This window comes from Pseudomonas sp. N-1-13, assembly GCF_057787095.1.
Map to the genome: position 1 here is coordinate 1,451,826 of NZ_JBYNRI010000001.1, position 18,157 is coordinate 1,469,982.

Below are 18,157 nucleotides of genomic sequence, written 5' to 3' on the forward strand. Positions count from 1 at the left end.
GACTTCACGATTATGTTGCTCAGTTATCTACGGCTGGTGTTGTTCGCGGTAGGCCTGTTGGTGGGGGTGCAGGTGCCCGGTTTCATCAGCGATTACGCCAAGCGGGTCGAGGCGCACCTGATCGAAGCGCAGACAGGACTGAAAGGCTTCCAGGGCACCGCCAACCAGTTTTTCAAGGGCGACATGCAAGCGCTGGTGGCTCACTACCGTGCCAGCGAAGACCCGATCTTTCGCAGTGATGCTGACAGCCTGAACACCTTGCTCGTCCGTCAGCAGGCGTTGGACAAGCAATTCCAGGCAATGCAGGGGCCGTGGTACATCCGTTTGCTGCAAGTGGCACTGGCCGCTGACCCGGAAATTCGCAAGGAAACCTGGAACGGCTACAGCTACCAGATTCTCCTGACCCCCGAAGCGATGATCTGGGGCCTCAGTGGTGCCATGTTGCTGTCGTTTGGCCTGGAGTGCCTGTTCCGCCTGATCGACTGGGTGGTGCTGGGCGGCAGGCGTCTGCGCCAGAGCCGACCGATTGAAGAGCGCGATTTGCGCGGGCTGTAACATCGCTCGGAGGCTGAAAGCATCGCGAGCAGGCTCGCTCCCACATTGGACTCGAGACCCTGCGGGAGCGAGCCTGCTCGCGATGAGGCCCTAAAGGGCGGAAAAAATCTTACTTGGAAAGAAACCGCATCCCTTCTTCCAGCCCTCGCAAGGTCAGCGGGAACATGCGGTCCTCCACCAGTTCGCGCACGATGTTGGTCGACGCGGTGTAGCCCCAGGTGTCCTTCGGGTATGGATTGATCCAGATGAGTTTCTTGTACTTCTCCATGAAGCGCTGCATCCAGACATACCCCGGTTCTTCGTTCCAGTGCTCGACGCTGCCGCCGGCCTGGGTGATTTCATACGGGGCCATGGCGGCATCGCCGATGAAGATCACTTTGTAATCGGCGCCGTACTTGTGCAGCAAGTCCTGGGTCGAGGTGCGTTCCGAGGTGCGACGCAGGTTGTTTTTCCACACTGATTCATAGACGAAGTTGTGGAAGTAGAAATACTCCAGGTGCTTGAATTCGGTCTTGCAGGCCGAGAACAGTTCTTCGCAGATTTTTACGTGTGCATCCATCGAGCCGCCGATGTCGAACAGCAACAGCAACTTGACGGTGTTGCGTCGCTCCGGGCGCATCTGGATATTCAGAAGGCCGGCGTCCCGGGCGGTGTGGTCGATAGTGCCATCGATGTCCAGTTCTTCGGCGGCCCCCTGGCGGGCAAACTTGCGTAGGCGGCGCAGGGCGATCTTGATATTACGAGTGCCCAGTTCCACCTGGTCATCCAGATTCTTGTACTCGCGCTGGTCCCAGACCTTTACAGCTTTGCCCTGGCGCTTGCCGGCGTCACCGACGCGGATGCCTTCGGGGTTGAAGCCGCCGGAGCCGAACGGGCTGGTGCCGCCGGTGCCGATCCATTTGTTGCCGCCGGCATGGCGCTCCTTCTGTTCTTCCAGGCGTTTCTTGAATTCCTCGATCAGCTTGTCCAGGCCGCCCAGGGACTGGATCTGCGCCCGCTCTTCGTCGGTCAGCGAGCGCTCGAACTCCTTGCGCAGCCAGTCTTCGGGAATCAGCGCCTGGAGATGATCATCGAGTTTCTCCAGGCCATTGAAGTAGGCGGCGAACGCCCGGTCGAATTTATCGAAATGCCGTTCATCCTTCACCAGGATCGCCCGGGACAGGTAATAGAACTCGTCCATGTCGGCGAAGATCACCCGCTGTTTCAGGGCGTTGATCAGGTCCAGCAGTTCACGCACCGACACCGGCACCTTGGCGGCGCGCATTTCATTGAACAGGTTAAGCAGCATGGCAATCGCCCTCGCTCTTGTTGAAACGAAGAGGGTTCAGCGGGTGCCACGGCGGCTCATGAACGCCAGGCGCTCGAGCAGTTGCACGTCCTGTTCGTTCTTGACCAGGGCACCGGCCAGGGGCGGAATGGCCTTGGTTGGGTCGCGCTCGCGCAGCACCGCTTCGCCGATGTTGTCGGCCATCAGCAGCTTGAGCCAGTCCACCAGTTCGGAGGTGGAAGGTTTTTTCTTCAGGCCCGGCACCTTGCGCACGTCGAAGAACACGTCCAGCGCTTCGCTGACCAGGTCTTTCTTGATATCCGGGTAATGCACGTCGACGATTTTCTGCAGGGTGACGCGGTCGGGGAAGGCGATGTAGTGGAAGAAGCAGCGGCGCAGGAAGGCGTCCGGCAGTTCCTTTTCGTTGTTGGAGGTAATGATGATGATCGGCCGCTGTTTGGCCTTGATGGTTTCATCGGTCTCGTAGACGTAGAACTCCATCTTGTCGAGTTCTTGCAGCAGGTCGTTGGGGAATTCAATGTCGGCCTTGTCGATCTCGTCGATCAGCAGAATCACCCGCTCTTCGGACTCGAACGCTTCCCAGAGCTTGCCCTTCTTCAGGTAGTTGCGCACGTCGTGCACCTTGTCCACGCCCAACTGCGAGTCCCGCAGGCGGCTGACCGCATCGTACTCGTAGAGGCCTTGATGGGCCTTGGTGGTGGACTTGATGTGCCAGGTGATCAGGCGCGCGCCGAAGGATTCAGCCAGTTGTTCGGCCAGCATGGTCTTGCCGGTGCCCGGTTCGCCCTTGACCAGCAAGGGACGCTCCAGGGTGATGGCGGCGTTGACGGCCAGCTTCAGGTCATCGGTGGCCACGTAGGCGCTGGTGCCTTCGAACTTCATCTGTAATTTCCTCGAACGTGACGCCGGCCTGACGAGGCGGGGCGCGCGAAATAAATGTCGTGCCCGACTATAACGCGGTGCCCCGCCGACTGTGAACGCAGACGCTGTATTCAGTCTCTGAATGGAGCGTCACATGTTGACTCAGTCGGCCGACGGCGGCGGCTGCTCATACCGGGCATTGAAGGCCTGGACGAAACCGTTGCGCAGGATCTGGAGGAAGGCTTCGAAGGCGCTGATGTCCTGCTGATGGACATTGCCGCTGAGCTCCACCCGGGTGGCAAACTGGTTCTTGCGCTGGTTTTTCAGGGCCGTTTCTCCCGCGCCCACCAAGGCCTCCCAGACCGAACGGAAGATGTTCTTTTTTTCGTTTTCCACATCCTGCTGCCAGTCGAACACGTCAACGTCGCGCAATAGCGGTTTGATGTAGCCGCTGAGCTGGGCGTTCTCGGCTTCTGCCTCCACCACCAGATCGCCATGGCCGGCATTGAAATCGAATTTGCCATAGGCCGCGGCGAAATCGTTGAGGCGCTTGAGTTCGATGTCCCTGGCGCGCAAGCGGAAGTCGAAATCCTCGAAGTCGCTCAACGGGTCGAAGGTCGCCTGCACCTCCAGCGGCGCATGTTCGGCCACCAGGGCCTTGCCCTCGAAACGAGCGTCGCGCTTGCCTTCGGTGTCGACCACGTTGGTCAGGTTATAGAAGCTGGCATTGACGTCGGTAGCCCGCAGGTTAACGGGCGGCTTGGAGTTGAAGTTGCGAAATGTCACCTTGCCATCCCGGATCCGCACTTCGTTGAAGGTAATGGGCAGCAACTTGCTCAGTTGCTCGCGCCAGTTGGTGCCCCGACCGGTCTGGGAGTTCTGCCGGTCGGCTCCGCCGTCGACGAAATTCACTTCGGGACGGACGAACTCCGCCTCGGCCACCACCGCATGGTCGTACCACAGCGAATGCCAGCTGACCGACAGGTCGATCAGTGGCGCCTCGACAAATGGCACGGGAACCTTGCCGTCGACCTTGACGATCTCCAGGCCGTTGATCCGGTAGGCCCCGCGCCAGAGCGCCAGGTCCACATCGGTCACCTGGCCGCGGTAGTCACCCATGTCGGCCAGTTTGTCGTTCAGGTAGTCGCGCACCAGGAACGGTAAGGTGAAATGCAGGGCCACCAGCACCGCAACGATGGCGGCGAAAGTCCACAGTGGCCAGCTGTATCGACGCTTCATTTCAGTCAGTCTCCCGCGTTGTTAAAACATTGACTGTTGTAACAACTGGAACGTTCGGTGCAACTGGACGCCCATGGGCAACAGGCATACCTTTAAGCGCTAAATCCCCGCTGCATTAAGGACCCAGTCATGAGCCGCATATTCGCTGACAACGCCCATTCCATCGGCAATACGCCACTGGTGCAGATCAATCGCATTGCCCCGCGTGGCGTGACCATCCTGGCCAAGATCGAAGGGCGCAACCCAGGTTACTCGGTCAAGTGCCGGATCGGCGCCAGCATGATCTGGGACGCCGAAAGCTCGGGCAAGCTCAAGTCCGGCATGACCATCGTCGAGCCGACTTCCGGCAACACCGGGATCGGTCTGGCGTTCGTGGCCGCCGCCCGCGGCTATAAGCTGATGTTGACCATGCCGGCCTCCATGAGCATCGAGCGGCGCAAGGTACTCAAGGCCTTGGGCGCGGAGCTGGTGCTCACCGATCCGGCCAAGGGCATGAAGGGTGCCATCGAGAAAGCGGCCGAAATCCTCGCCAGCGACCCCGCCAAATACTTCATGCCGCAGCAGTTCGATAACCCGGCCAACCCGGCCATTCATGAAAAAACCACCGGCCCGGAGATCTGGAACGACACCGACGGCGCTGTGGATGTGCTGGTGGCGGGCGTCGGCACCGGCGGGACCATTACCGGGGTTTCGCGATACATCAAGAACACCTGCGGCAAACCGATTCTGTCGGTGGCGGTGGAGCCTGTGGTTTCGCCGGTGATCACCCAGGCGATGGCGGGGGACGAGATCAAGCCCAGCCCCCACAAGATCCAGGGGATCGGTGCCGGTTTCGTGCCGAAAAACCTCGATCTGTCGATCGTCGATCAGGTCGAGCGGGTTACGGATGAGGAGTCGAAGGCCATGGCCCTGCGCCTGATGCAGGAGGAGGGAATCCTGTGCGGCATTTCCTGTGGCGCGGCGATGGCTGTAGCCGTGCGCCTGGCGGAAAAGCCGGAAATGCAAGGCAAGACCATTGTCGTGATCCTGCCGGATTCGGGTGAGCGCTACCTGTCGAGCATGTTGTTCAGTGATCTGTTCACCGAGCAGGAGACTCAGCAGTAATCGTGCCCCCCAGCGACTGGTGAGCGAAGGTTATTGTGGCGAGGGGATTTTTCCCCGTTGGACTGCGCAGCAGTCCCCAGAACAGCTCAGTCACCTCGAGGTGTCAGTTATGGGGTCGCTTCGCAACCCAGCGGGGATAAATCCCCTCGCCACAAGGGTGGGGGGTATTCAGTTGCGCTGGCCTGGGAGCGGCTCCTTGGTCGCGCTCGCCGCTGGTTTCAATACCAGCCACAGCGCCGCCGCAATCAGCACCCCGCCATACAGGTGCGCCATCCCCAACGGCTCATCCAGCAGCAACGCCCCCCATAACACGCCAAACGGCGGGATCAGGAAGGTCACGGTCATGGATTTGACCGGGCCAATGGAACTGAGCAGGCGGAAATAAAGAATGTACGCCAGCGCTGTACACACCAGGCCCAACCCCAGCAGCGACAGCCAGACGCTCCAGCCACCCCAGCTGGCCGGAGGGTGACTGATGACGCTGTAGCCAAACAATGGCAACAGCAACACCGTGGCGCCGAACATGCTGCCCAGGGCCGCGAGACGGCTGTCCAGCCCGCCTTGATGATCAAGCCAGCGGCGGGCAAGGAACCCGGCGAAACCGTAGCAGGTGGTGGCGAGCAGGCAGGCGAGGGCGCCCATCAGCAATTGCAGGTCGAAGGCCACCGGCCCCGCGCCGGTCAGGATGCCGACGCCGAACAATCCCAGGAACACACCGCTGACCTTGGTCATGGTGAGTTTTTCGCTGAAGAACAGCGCGCCGATCAACACCCCCATCAAGGGTGTGGTGGCGTTGAAGATTGCCGAGTAACCGGCCGGCAGCACCTGGGCCGCCAGCGAATAAAACGTCGCCGGAATGCCCGAGTTGATCAGGCCCAGCACCATCACGATTTTCAGCTTGCCGCGAAAATTCCAGTCGATACGCATCAACGCCAGGATCACCAGCAAGCCGACAAAAGCGATGGACACGCGAAAAAATGCAGTGGGGATTGTGCCAATGACAGGGGCGATTATGCGCATGAACAGGAAACTGGCTCCCCAGATGGCGGCCAATGACAGCAAACGCAGGATATCAACGGGGTTCACAGCACATTCCTTCCTTGATCGGGTCGCAAGTGTCGCCTCGCTCAAGACCGATGGCAATGGTTGCGTTGCCGCGCGATTGGCCTCTAAGCTCAGTCGCCAATAACAAGCATGACCCGCCGAGGTTTACCCTATGCCGCAGCCATGGCCCGCCGCCGATATCGCCCGTTCGATCCTCGAAGGCTTTGACGATTACCGTGAGCATTTCCGGCAGATCACCGATGGCGCCCGCGCCCGGTTCGAGCAGGCCCGTTGGCAGGAGGCACAAGAGGCGTCTGCGGCGCGGATCAACTTGTATGAAGAAAAGGTCTTCGAAACCGTCGCCCGCTTGCGCAAGGCTTTCGCAGCCGAGGCCCTGATGGACGTCAGTTGCTGGCCGCTGGTCAAAAGCGCCTACATCAGCCTGATCGACCTGCGTTTCGACGATGAGCTGTCCGAGACCTGGTACAACTCGATCTTCTGCGGGCTGTTCAGCCATGACCTGATCAGCGACGGCACCATGTTCATCCATACCACCCGGCCCAGCCTGCGCCGCGCCCGAGCCGCCCAGACTCGTACCTACAAACCTGAGGGCCAGCTGGACCGGATGCTGGCGGCGATTTTCGCCGATTACCGTTTCAGCGAGGATTACGCCGACTTGCCGGGCGATTTGCAGCGCCTTGAAGCCCAATTGCGGGAGAACCTGCCCGACTGGGTCTGCAAGGACCCGCAACTGACGGTGGAATTGTTTTCGTCGGTGCTCTATCGCAACAAGGGCGCCTACCTGGTGGGCCGGATCTATACGCAGGACGACCAATGGCCGTTGGTGATCCCGCTGCTGCACCGCGAAGGCCGGGGCATCCAGATCGATGCGCTGATTACCGACGAGGCGCAGGTGTCGATCATTTTCTCGTTCACCCGTTCTTACTTCATGGTGGACGTGCCGGTCCCGGCGGAATTCATCGGCTTTCTCAAGCGCATCCTGCCGGGCAAGCACATCGCCGAGCTGTACACCTCCATCGGTTTCTACAAACACGGCAAATCCGAGTTCTACCGGGCGCTGATCAACCATCTGGCGAATACCGACGACCAGTTCATCATGGCCCCTGGTGTACGTGGCATGGTCATGAGCGTATTCACCCTGCCGGGCTTCAACACCGTATTCAAGATCATCAAGGATCGTTTCTCGCCGTCGAAGAACGTCGACCGCGCGACCGTGATCGAAAAGTACCGGCTGGTGAAAAGCGTCGACCGGGTCGGGCGCATGGCCGATACCCAGGAATTCGCCGATTTCCGCTTTCCCCTGAGCAAGTTCGAACCGGCGTGCCTGGAGGAACTGCTGGACGTGGCGCCGTCCACGGTGTCGGTGGAAGGCGACACGGTATTGATTCGTCACTGCTGGACCGAACGGCGCATGACGCCACTGAACCTCTACCTGGAAAACGCCAACCAGGACCAGGTGCGCGAGGCGCTGGAAGACTACGGCCTGGCGATCAAGCAACTGGCGGCGGCCAACATCTTCCCCGGCGACATGCTGCTCAAGAACTTCGGCGTGACCCGCCACGGCCGCGTGGTGTTCTACGACTACGACGAAATCTGCTTTCTCACCGAAGCCAACTTCCGTCACATTCCCCAGCCGCGGACCCCGGAAGACGAAATGGCCTCCGAGCCGTGGTATTCCATCGGGCCGCTGGACGTTTTTCCCGAAGAGTTCCCACCTTTCCTGTTCGCCGACGCGGGGCAACGCAAACTGTTCGATCAACTGCACGGCGAGTTGTACAACGCCGATTACTGGAAGGGCCTGCAAGAGGCGATTCGGGCGGGCAAGGTGATCGACGTGTTCCCCTATCGGCGTAAAGATCTGGACAGCGAATAACCCCGAAGTCAGCGCAAAACCTCTGTGGGAGCGAGCCTGCTCGCGATAGCGATGGATCAGCCAGCATTAATGTCGACTGACACACCGCTATCGCGAGCAGGCTCGCTCCCACAAGGGAACAGCGGGCAGGCTGCCATGGGTCGGCGCAGCCTGCGCAAATCTGCGACAATCGGCCCCCTGCACAAACCGACGACCCTTGCGTACCTGATGACTGACCAAGCCCCCGCTATCGACAAACTGCTGAAAAACCTCGACCACGCCATGCTCGCCGACCGTCACCGGTTGCGGCGTCAGTTGCTCGAGCTGCGCAAGAAACCCGACGAGGCCAAGCTGGCCCAGTGGGTGACGCGCATGCAGGCGTCGTGTGATCAGGTGTTGGCGCGCAAGGCCAGCCTGCCGGTCATTCGTTACGACGACAGCTTGCCGATCGCCGCCAAGCGCGACGAAATCAAGGACGCGCTGCTCAAGCACCAGGTGCTGATCATCGCTGGCGAAACCGGCTCGGGCAAAACCACGCAACTGCCGAAAATCTGCCTGGAAATCGGTCGCGGCCAGCACGGTTTGATCGGCCATACCCAGCCGCGTCGGATCGCCGCGCGTAGCGTGGCGAGCCGTGTCGCCGAGGAGCTGGCCACGCCGCTGGGGGCGCTGGTGGGTTACCAGGTGCGGTTCGAAGACCAGAGCGACGCCAACACCCTGATCAAGTTGATGACCGACGGTATCCTGCTGGCCGAGACCCAGAACGACCGTTACCTGGAGCGCTACGACACGATCATCGTCGACGAAGCCCACGAGCGCAGCCTGAACATCGATTTTTTGCTCGGCTACCTCAAGACCCTGCTGCCGCGTCGCCCGGACCTTAAAGTCATCATCACCTCGGCGACCATCGACCTGGAGCGTTTTTCCAAGCACTTCGATGACGCGCCGATCGTGGAAGTCTCGGGTCGCACCTTCCCGGTGGACACCTGGTATCGCCCGTTGACCCTGGAGCAGGACGAGGAGGGCAACCGCGTCGAGGATGACTTGACCGTCGACCAGGCGATCCTCGCCACCCTCGATGAAATCGCCGCCTATGAGCGTAGCGAACGCCGCAGCCCCGGTGATGTGCTGGTGTTCCTGCCGGGCGAGCGGGAGATTCGCGACGCGGCGGAAATGCTGCGCAAGGCCCAGCTCAAGCACACCGAAATCCTGCCGTTGTATGCGCGATTGTCACCGGCCGAACAGCAGCGGATCTTCCAGTCCCACCCTGGCCGTCGCGTGGTGCTGGCGACCAACGTCGCTGAAACGTCGCTGACCGTGCCGGGCATCCGCTACGTGATTGACAGCGGCACCGCGCGCATCAGTCGCTACAGCTATCGCGCTAAGGTCCAGCGCCTGCCCATCGAAGCCATTTCCCAGGCCAGCGCCAATCAGCGCAAGGGCCGCTGCGGGCGGGTCGAGCCGGGGATCTGCGTGCGGTTGTACAGCGAGGAGGATTTCCTCGGCCGGCCGGAATTCACCGACCCCGAGATCCTGCGCACCAACCTGGCGGCGGTCATCCTGCAGATGTTGCACCTGCGCCTGGGGGAGATTACCGATTTCCCGTTCATCGAACCGCCGGACGGCAAGGCCATCAGCGACGGCTTCAACTTGCTGCAAGAGCTGTCGGCGGTGGACCGCAACAGTCAGTTGACCCCGCTGGGCCGCCAGTTGGCGCGCTTGCCGGTGGACCCGCGCATGGGCCGTATGCTGCTGGAAGCGGCGAAACTGGGCAGCTTGCAGGAAGTGCTGATCGTCGCCAGCGCCATGTCGATCCAGGACCCGCGCGAGCGTCCACCGGAGCGTCAGCAGGCGGCTGACCAGGCCCACGCCCAGTGGAAAGACCCCGACTCGGACTTCGCCGGGCTGGTCAATCTGTGGCGCGGTTTCGAAGAGCAGCGCCAGGCCCTGACCGCCAGCCCGCTGCGCAACTGGTGCCGCAAGAATTTCCTCAACTACCTGCGCCTGCGCGAGTGGCGCGATTCCCATCGCCAGTTGAGCTTGATCTGTCGCGACATGCAGTTGAGCCTCAATAAAGAGCCGGCTGATTTCCCGAAACTGCACAAGGCGGTACTTTCCGGCCTGCTGAGCCAGATCGGTCAGAAAACCGAAGACGGCGACTACCTCGGTGCCCGCCAACGACGGTTCTGGGTTCACCCCTCGTCAGGCTTGGGCAAGAAGCGTCCGCAATGGCTGATGACCGCCGAACTGGTGGAAACCACCAAGCTCTACGCGCGCATGGTGGCCAAGATCGAACCGGACTGGATCGAACCGCTGGCCGGGCACCTGATCAAGAAAAACCACTTCGAACCCCATTGGGAGAAAAAGCGCGGGCAGGTGGTGGCGTATGAGCAGATCACCCTGTTCGGGCTGATCGTGGTCGGTCGCCGGCCGGTGCATTACGGGCCGGTGGACCCGGTGGTGTCGCGGGAACTGTTCATCCGCGAGGCGCTGGTGCGCGGCGAGATCCAGTCCCGGGCCAAGTGCCTGAGTGCCAATACCCAACTGCTGGAGCAACTCGACGAACTGGAAGCCAAGGCCCGCCGTCGCGACATCCTGGCGGACGAGGAAACCCTGTTCGTCTTCTACGATGCGCGCTTGCCGGCCGAGATCCACCAGACCGCGACCTTCGACAGCTGGTACCGGATCAACAGCCAGAAAGACCCGCAACTGCTGATCATGCGCGAAGAAGACGTGCTGGCCCGCGAGGCCAGTGAAGTCACTGCCGCGTACTACCCCGACACGTTGCGCGTCGGTGAGCTGACCTTGCCGCTGAGCTACCATTTCGAACCCAACCATCCCCGCGACGGCGTGACCTTGCGCGTGCCGGCACCGCTGCTGCCCATGTTGCCGCCGGAGCGTCTGGAATGGCTGGTGCCCGGGATGATCGAAGCCAAGTGCATCGCCCTGGTGCGCAACCTGCCCAAGGCCCTGCGCAAAAACTTCGTGCCCGTGCCGGATTTCGTCAAGGCCGCGCTGCAACGCATCACCTTTGCTGAGGGTTCGTTGCCGCAATCCCTGGGCCGCGAACTGCTGCGCATGACCGGCGCGCGGGTCAGCGACGAAGCCTGGGCGGAAGCTGCGCAGCAGGTGGAAAGCCATCTGCGCATGAATCTGGAAATCGTCGATGGCCAGGGCAAGTTTCTCGGTGAAGGCCGCGACCTGGCCGAGTTGACGGCACGCTTTGCCGAAGCCAGCCAGGCCGCCTTGGCCGTGCCGCAGACGGCGAAAAGCCAGGCGCCGGTGGAAGCGAAAATCTTCGCCCCGGTGGCCGAGAAAACCCAACAGAAGATCGCCGGGCTGTCGATGACGGTGTACCCGGCGCTGGTGGAAGAGGGCGGTGTGGTCAAGGAAGGCCGCTTCCCGACCCCGGCTGAAGCCGAGTTCCAGCACCGTCGCGCCTTGCAGCGGTTGCTGATGCAGCAATTGGCAGAATCGGCCAAGTTCCTGCGCGGCAAATTGCCCGGGTTGACGGAACTGGGCCTGCTGTACCGCGAACTGGGACGCATCGACAGCCTGGTGGAAGACATCCTGCTGGTCAGTCTCGACAGTTGCGTGCTGGAAGGCGAGGCGAGCCTGCCCCGTGATGGCGCCGCACTGGCATCCCTGGCCGAGCGCAAACGCGGCGGCTGGACCGAACACGCCGAACGCCTGGCGAAGCTGACCCTGGAGATCCTCAAACTCTGGCACGGCCTGCAAAAACGCTTCAAGGGCAAGATCGACCTGGCCCAGGCCGTGGCCCTGAACGACATCAAGCAGCAACTCAGCCATCTGGTGTACCCGGGATTTGTGCGCGAAACCCCGCATCAGTGGCTCAAGGAGCTGCCACGCTACCTCAAGGCCATCGAGCAGCGCTTGGAGAAACTCGGCAGCCAGGTGCAGAAGGACCGGGTCTGGAGCGGTGAACTGTCGAACCTCTGGGTCCAGTACCAGACCCGCGCCAGCAAACACGCCCAGGAAGGCAAGCGCGACCCGCAACTGGAGCTGTACCGCTGGTGGCTGGAGGAGTACCGGGTGTCGCTGTTCGCCCAGCAACTGGGCACCAAGGTGCCGATTTCGGATAAGCGCTTGAGCAAGCAGTGGGGGCAGGTGGAGCCCTGACCCCGGCGCAAGACCTGTGGGAGCGAGCCTGCTCGCGATAGCGGTGGGTCAGTCAACATTGATGCTGGCTGATCCAGCGCTATCGCGAGCAGGCTCGCTCCCACAGGGTTTGGTTTTGTAATTCACTGAGAATGGGCCAAACGCCAGCGTTTATGGCAAACTTCGCGCCTATAAATGCCGGTCCCGTGGTTTTTAGCGTCGATGATCACGGGCGGATCGGAATAAAGCGCTGCCAGGTCTGCTTCCCCTGGATGGGAAAAGACCCCTTGTGTGTTGGTACGTCGGTGCCAACGCTTTCTGCCTGAACAGATCAGAGACACGACCATGCATAACGTCGTCATCAGCGGCACCGGCCTGTACACCCCGGCCAACAGCATCTCCAATGAAGAGCTGGTGCAGTCTTTCAATACCTACGTCGCGCAATTCAACGCCGACAATGCCCAAGCCATCGAGCGGGGAGAAGTCGAGGCGTTGACCGAATCCAGCGCGGCGTTCATCGAAAAAGCTTCTGGCATCAAGAGCCGCTTTGTCATGGACAAGGATGGCATCCTCGACCCGCAACGCATGACCCCGCGCCTGCCCGAGCGCTCCAACGACGAGTGGTCGGTGCTGTGTGAAATGGCTGTCGGCGCGGCGAAACAGGCGCTGGAACGCGCCGGCCGCACCGCCGCCGACATCGATGGTGTGATCGTCGCCTGTTCCAACCTGCAGCGTCCGTACCCGGCCATCGCCATTGAAGTCCAGGAAGCGCTGGGCATCGAAGGTTTTGGTTACGACATCAACGTGGCCTGTTCCTCGGCGACGTTCGGCATCCAGGCCGCGGCCAACAGCGTACAACTGGGCCAGGCCCGGGCGATCCTGATGGTCAACCCTGAGGTGTGCACCGGCCACCTGAATTTCCGCGACCGCGACAGCCACTTCATCTTCGGCGACGCGGCCACCGCGGTGATCATCGAACGGGCGGACCTGGCGACCTCGCCGTATCAGTTCGACGTGGTCAGCACCAAGCTGCTCACCAAATTCTCCAACAACATCCGCAACAACTTCGGCTTCCTCAACCGCGCCGGGGAAGAGGGGATCGGCAGCCGTGACAAGTTGTTTGTCCAGGAAGGTCGTAAAGTCTTCCGCGATGTCTGCCCGATGGTGGCCGAACTGATTGGCGTGCACCTGGAAGAAAATCAGCTGAGCGTCGGTGAAGTGAAGCGTTTCTGGCTGCACCAGGCCAACCTGAGCATGAACCACCTGATCGTGCGCAAGCTGCTGGGTCGCGAAGCCACCGAAGAAGAAGCGCCGGTGATCCTCGACCGCTACGCCAACACCAGCTCGGCGGGTTCGGTGATTGCGTTCCACTCCTACCAGGATGATTTGCCCAGCGGTTCGGTTGCCGTACTCAGCTCGTTCGGCGCCGGCTATTCGATTGGCAGCGTGATTCTGCGTAAGCATTGATCCTCTGGCGGCGACGAATTTTTTGTGGGAGCAAGGTCATGTGGGAGCAAAGCTTGCTCACGAAACAGGCAGCGCGGTTTATGAAGGACCGCATCGCGGGCAAGCCTTGCTCCCACATCAGCCCCCTCGCCACAGCCGCGATCTATTCAGCAATGGGCGTTGAATGACCGTCACCGACGACACACAACTGCTCCAACGCCTCCTGGCCGGTGAGCAGCAGGCCTTCAAAGAGCTGGTCAGCACCTACCAGAGCCCGATGCGCGCCGTGGCCTACGCCATCGTGGGCAGTCGGCATGCCGATGAAGTGGTGCAGGACGCCTGGTTGTCAGTGGTGCGCAACCTCAATGGCTTCCAGGGCCGCTCCAGTCTCAAGACCTGGCTGCTGACCATCACCGCCAACGCCGCCAAGGGCCGCTACAAGCAGAACCGTCGGGAGGTGTTGCTCGATGATCTGCCGTCGCCCCACGGCATCCTGGGCGATGATCGTTTCGCCGCGGATGGCCATTGGCTGCTAGCACCGTTCGCCTGGCATCAGGACACACCGGAGGCGCTGCTCACGATGAGTGAGCTGCGCGAATGCCTCGAGCACACGCTGCTCAGTCTGTCGCAACTGCAAAGCAGTGTCTTGACCCTGCGCGAACGTCAGGGCCTGGAACTGGAAGACATCTGTAATCTTCTGGACATCTCGCTCTCCAACGTACGTGTGCTGTTGCATCGGGCACGGCTGAAGGTCTTTGCGACCGTAGAACATTTCGAGGAAACCGGCGAATGCTGACCTGCAAGGAACAAGTGGCGCGCTCCAGCGATTTTCTCGACGGCCAACTGAGTTTTCGTGAGCGCCTGATGATGCGCCATCATCTGATGTTCTGTGCCACGTGCCGGCGTTTCATTCGCCAGATGCGCCTGATGCAGGCCACGCTCAGAAAGCTGCCTGAATCGCCGGTTCCCAATCTGGATCAGTTGGCTGAAAAACTCGCGGCCGAGCGCCGTAAAAATATTCGCTGAGTCCCAGACACCCCTACGCCCCTGTGGGAGCGAGCCTGCTCGCGATGGCATTGTTTCATTCGACATCAATGCCGGCTGATTGACCGCTATCTCGAGCAGGCTCGCTCCCACTGGTATTGGTGCAGCAGTTATTCCCTTTCGAAGTAAAAAGTTCCCCTGTCATAAAATCTTTATCTGACAGCAACTGCGCTGACACAACCCATCGCCAAGATCCCCTCCAACACCAGCGGGCTCAGTTCCGCGTGTTTTCTAACGGCATAGACTACCAACAGGGGAATTCTTCGATGATCCGTAAGCACTTCGCAGGTGTTGCCGCCAGCGCACTGGCAATGGCAGTAACCGCCCAGGCTTTCGCCGGCACCGTCACCACCGATGGCGCCGATATCGTGGTCAAAACCAAGGGCGGCCTTGAGGTCGCTACCACCGACAAAGAGTTCAGCTTCAAGCTTGGCGGTCGTTTGCAGGCTGACTACAGCCAGTTCGACGGTCTCTACACCGATAATGGTAAATCGGCTGATGCCGCTTACTTTCGTCGTGCTTTCCTAGAACTGTCCGGCGTGCTGTACACGGATTGGGCCTACACCATCAGCTACGACTTCTCGCATAACGCCGGCAGTTCAGACGACGGTTACTTTGACGAAGCGTCCATGGCCTACAACGGCTTCAAGCCGGTCTCGATCAAATTCGGTCGTTTCGACCCGGATTTCGGCCTGGAAAAAGCCACCAGTTCCAAGTGGGTGACCGCGCCGGAGCGTAACGCTGCTTATGATCTGATCGACTGGGCCAACGGCCACCAGAACGGTCTGGGTCTGCAAGCGTCCAGCACCTTCGCCGATTCGTTCTATGCCTCCGCTGGCGTATTCGCCAAGGACAACAACGACACCGACGGCGACAGCGTCAAGCAGGTCAACGGTCGCTTCGTATTCGCGCCGATGCACGACTCCGGCAACGTTCTGCACTTCGGTGTGAACGTCGCCTCCCGTGACGTCTCCGACACCGTATTCGATGCACGTTATCGTTCCCGCCTGGGCATGCGTGGCGTCGAAACGCTGGGTGGCAACGATGCCGGCCCTAACGGCAACCGTCCGTTGCTGGGTGGCGCGAACAACTCGCCGGCCGGTTCGTACGACACCGACACGGCGTTCGGCCTGGAAGCCGCTTTCGCCATGGGTCCTGCGTCGATCCAGGGTGAGTACATCTCGCGTAAAACCAAGGCTGACAGCGATGCCTTCGAAGACATCAAAGGCCACGGCTTCTACGTCCAGGGTGCCTACACCCTCACCGGTGAATCCCGCGGCTATAAGATCGGCAAGTTCGACGCGATCAAGCCCGCCAACAAGTCCATCGGCGCCTGGGAAGTGTTCTATCGCTACGACAGCATGACCGTCGAAGACGACAACATCACCACTGCCTCCGCGACCCGTGACGTGGGCGATGCCGAAGCCAAGGTGCACAACCTGGGTGTGAACTGGTACGCCAACGAAGCGGTGAAAATCTCCGCTGCCTACGTCAAGGCCAAGGCCGACAACGTGACCAATGCCAACGGCGACGACGATGGTGACGGTTTTGTCATGCGCGCCCAGTACGTGTTCTAAGTCGTGCTGATTTGATTCAACGCTTCATGTTTCATCCGTTATAGCTCCTTTGAACCCCGCCTCTGGCGGGGTTTTTTTTACGTCCGTCCGCTCAGGATCGGCGATACTCGCCCCATCCGCATTCTGGATATCGGGGAGCCGCATGCCGCTACACGTTCTGGACAGCCTGTCCGCCATCGCGCCGCAAGAGTGGGACGCGCTGGTGCCCGCCAATCAACCTTTCCTGCGCCACGTTTTCCTCACGGCCCTGCAAGACAGTGGCAGCCTGGGCCCGCAATCAGGCTGGCAGGCCGAGCATCTGCTGCATATTGAAGACGGGCGTGTGCTGGCGGCTCTGCCCAGTTATCGCAAGTGGCATTCCTACGGCGAGTACGTGTTCGACCATGCCTGGGCCGACGCCTGCGCCCGGGCCGGGATCGACTATTACCCCAAGCTGTTGACGGCGGTGCCGTTCAGCCCGGTCAGTGGCCCACGACTGCTGGCGGCAAGTGGGGAAGACGGGTTGGAGTTGCTTGCCAGCCTGCCGGGTTATCTGGAAATCGAATCGCTCTCCAGTGCCCACATCAACTTCACCGATGCCTTTACCGACGCAGCGCTGGCCGGGCAGGAGGGCTGGCTGCAGCGGATTGGTTGCCAGTACCACTGGCGCAATCGCGGTTATCGGGACTTTCAGGATTTTCTCGACGCGCTCAGTTCCCGCAAACGCAAGCAGATGCGCAAGGAACGTGAGCAAGTGGCGGGGCAGGGCATCGATTTCCAATGGCTGGAAGGTCATCAACTGGACCAGGCCCAGTGGGATTTTGTCTACGCCTGTTACGCCAATACTTACGCGGTGCGTCGGCAAGCGCCGTACCTGACCCGGACGTTTTTCAGTCTGCTGGCCGAGCGCATGCCCGAGGCCATTCGCGTGGTGTTGGCCAAGCAAGGTTCACGGCCGGTGGCGATGGCGTTCAGCCTGGTGGGCGGTGACAGTTTTTATGGGCGTTACTGGGGTTGCCTGGCGGAATTCGACCGTTTGCACTTCGAGACCTGTTTTTATCAGGGCATGGATTACGCCATTGCCCACGGCTTGCAGCGTTTCGATGCCGGTGCCCAGGGCGAGCACAAACTGATTCGTGGTTTCGAGCCGGTGATCACCCGTTCCTGGCACTACTTGCGCCATCCTGGCCTGAAGGCGGCGGTTGCAGACTTTCTGGTCCGGGAGCAGGAGGGCGTGTTGGCGTATGCCGAAGAGGCGAAGACCGCACTGCCTTATCGACAGTGCTGATCTTTGCCGGCGTGACTCAGCTGTTTTCCTTGCCCAGCCAGCGGTAAGCAACACCGCCAACGATGGCGCCCAGCAGCGGTGCCACCCAGAACAGCCACAATTGTTCGATGGCCCAACCGCCGACGATCAGTGCCGGACCGGTACTGCGGGCCGGGTTGACGGAGGTGTTGGTGACCGGAATCGAGATCAGGTGGATGAGCGTCAGGGCCAGGCCGATGGCAATCGGTGCCAGGCCGGCTGGCGCACGTTTGTCGGTGGCGCCGAGGATGATCAGGATGAACATTGCCGTCATGACCAGCTCAGTCACAAAGCCGGCCACCATGGAGTACTGACCGGGCGAATGTTCGCCGTAACCGTTCGCTGCCAGGCCGGAAGCGGCCAGGTCGAAGCCTTCCTTGCCGCTGGCGATGAAGTAGATCAATGCGGCGGCGAGCACCCCACCAATGACCTGGGCAATGATGTAGGCAGGCAGTTCCTTGGCCGGAAACCGCCCGCCCACGTACAAGCCCACCGAGACGGCCGGGTTCAGGTGGCAACCCGAGATATGGCCGATGGCGAACGCCATGGTCAACACCGTCAGGCCGAATGCCAGGGCAACCCCCAGCACGCCAATCCCGGAAGCGGCCAATACAGCGCTGCCACAGCCGCCCAACACCAGCCAGAACGTACCCAACAACTCAGTCGTTGATCGTTTGAGTAAAGACATAAGCATCCTTGATAGAACAGTCGTGATAATCGGT

The 18,157-nt window shown here is 60.9% G+C and carries 14 protein-coding genes; 9 read left to right on the plus strand and 5 right to left on the minus strand.

The window, feature by feature from the left end; genetic code table 11:
• The first annotated feature begins 12 nt into the window (after positions 1 to 12).
• Complete coding sequence (locus tag AC3I65_RS06760) at positions 13 to 555, plus strand: DUF2937 family protein (RefSeq protein WP_047227932.1); 543 nt, start codon at positions 13 to 15, stop codon at positions 553 to 555.
• A 109-nt stretch (positions 556 to 664) separates the two neighbouring features.
• Here the strand turns inward: AC3I65_RS06760 and AC3I65_RS06765 are convergent, their stop codons facing one another.
• The 3 genes from AC3I65_RS06765 to AC3I65_RS06775 all read right to left on the minus strand — a co-directional run bounded on the left by AC3I65_RS06765 (position 665) and on the right by AC3I65_RS06775 (position 3,943).
• Positions 665 to 1,843: a vWA domain-containing protein gene (locus tag AC3I65_RS06765; protein WP_488523572.1), complete on the minus strand. Its 1,179-nt coding sequence runs from the start codon at positions 1,841 to 1,843 to the stop codon at positions 665 to 667.
• 36 nt (positions 1,844 to 1,879) lie between these two features.
• Complete coding sequence (locus AC3I65_RS06770; protein ID WP_003184225.1) at positions 1,880 to 2,725, minus strand: AAA family ATPase; 846 nt, start codon at positions 2,723 to 2,725, stop codon at positions 1,880 to 1,882.
• A gap of 141 nt (positions 2,726 to 2,866) precedes the next feature.
• Positions 2,867 to 3,943, minus strand: coding sequence for a DUF748 domain-containing protein (locus tag AC3I65_RS06775; RefSeq protein ID WP_047227930.1), 1,077 nt, complete (start codon positions 3,941 to 3,943; stop codon positions 2,867 to 2,869).
• Positions 3,944 to 4,072: 129 nt separating this feature from the next.
• Between AC3I65_RS06775 and cysK the strand changes: the two genes are divergently transcribed.
• Positions 4,073 to 5,047: a cysteine synthase A gene (gene cysK / locus AC3I65_RS06780; protein ID WP_047227929.1), complete on the plus strand. Its 975-nt coding sequence runs from the start codon at positions 4,073 to 4,075 to the stop codon at positions 5,045 to 5,047.
• 168 nt (positions 5,048 to 5,215) lie between these two features.
• Here cysK and AC3I65_RS06785 read toward each other — a convergent pair whose 3' ends face one another.
• Positions 5,216 to 6,133: a DMT family transporter gene (locus AC3I65_RS06785; RefSeq protein WP_339491763.1), complete on the minus strand. Its 918-nt coding sequence runs from the start codon at positions 6,131 to 6,133 to the stop codon at positions 5,216 to 5,218.
• Positions 6,134 to 6,263: 130 nt separating this feature from the next.
• Here AC3I65_RS06785 and aceK point away from each other — a divergent pair, with 130 nt between their 5' ends.
• The 7 genes from aceK (at position 6,264) to AC3I65_RS06820 (ending at position 17,417) form a co-directional block, all read left to right on the plus strand.
• Entirely contained in the window at positions 6,264 to 7,985 is a 1,722-nt protein-coding gene (gene aceK / locus AC3I65_RS06790; RefSeq protein WP_047227927.1) for a bifunctional isocitrate dehydrogenase kinase/phosphatase, read from the plus strand.
• A gap of 207 nt (positions 7,986 to 8,192) precedes the next feature.
• Positions 8,193 to 12,104, plus strand: a complete 3,912-nt coding sequence (gene hrpA / locus AC3I65_RS06795; protein ID WP_488523573.1) for an ATP-dependent RNA helicase HrpA — start codon at positions 8,193 to 8,195, stop codon at positions 12,102 to 12,104.
• A 324-nt stretch (positions 12,105 to 12,428) separates the two neighbouring features.
• Positions 12,429 to 13,550 (plus strand): beta-ketoacyl-ACP synthase III, encoded by a 1,122-nt coding sequence (locus tag AC3I65_RS06800; protein ID WP_047227926.1) that lies wholly within the window; start codon positions 12,429 to 12,431, stop codon positions 13,548 to 13,550.
• Positions 13,551 to 13,713: 163 nt separating this feature from the next.
• Complete coding sequence (locus AC3I65_RS06805) at positions 13,714 to 14,325, plus strand: RNA polymerase sigma factor (protein ID WP_488523574.1); 612 nt, start codon at positions 13,714 to 13,716, stop codon at positions 14,323 to 14,325.
• Positions 14,319 to 14,555, plus strand: coding sequence for an anti-sigma factor family protein (locus AC3I65_RS06810; RefSeq protein ID WP_047227924.1), 237 nt, complete (start codon positions 14,319 to 14,321; stop codon positions 14,553 to 14,555). The genes AC3I65_RS06805 and AC3I65_RS06810 overlap by 7 nt, the downstream gene beginning before the upstream one ends.
• Before the next feature lie 284 nt (positions 14,556 to 14,839).
• A complete protein-coding gene (locus tag AC3I65_RS06815; protein WP_488523575.1) occupies positions 14,840 to 16,150 on the plus strand; it encodes an OprO/OprP family phosphate-selective porin in 1,311 nt (436 codons plus the stop codon).
• A gap of 142 nt (positions 16,151 to 16,292) precedes the next feature.
• Entirely contained in the window at positions 16,293 to 17,417 is a 1,125-nt protein-coding gene (locus AC3I65_RS06820; protein WP_488523576.1) for a GNAT family N-acetyltransferase, read from the plus strand.
• A 16-nt stretch (positions 17,418 to 17,433) separates the two neighbouring features.
• On the opposite strand, the gene aqpZ is transcribed toward AC3I65_RS06820, so the two are convergent.
• Positions 17,434 to 18,123, minus strand: a complete 690-nt coding sequence (aqpZ, locus tag AC3I65_RS06825; RefSeq protein ID WP_173407238.1) for an aquaporin Z — start codon at positions 18,121 to 18,123, stop codon at positions 17,434 to 17,436.
• Positions 18,124 to 18,157: the final 34 nt, after the last annotated feature.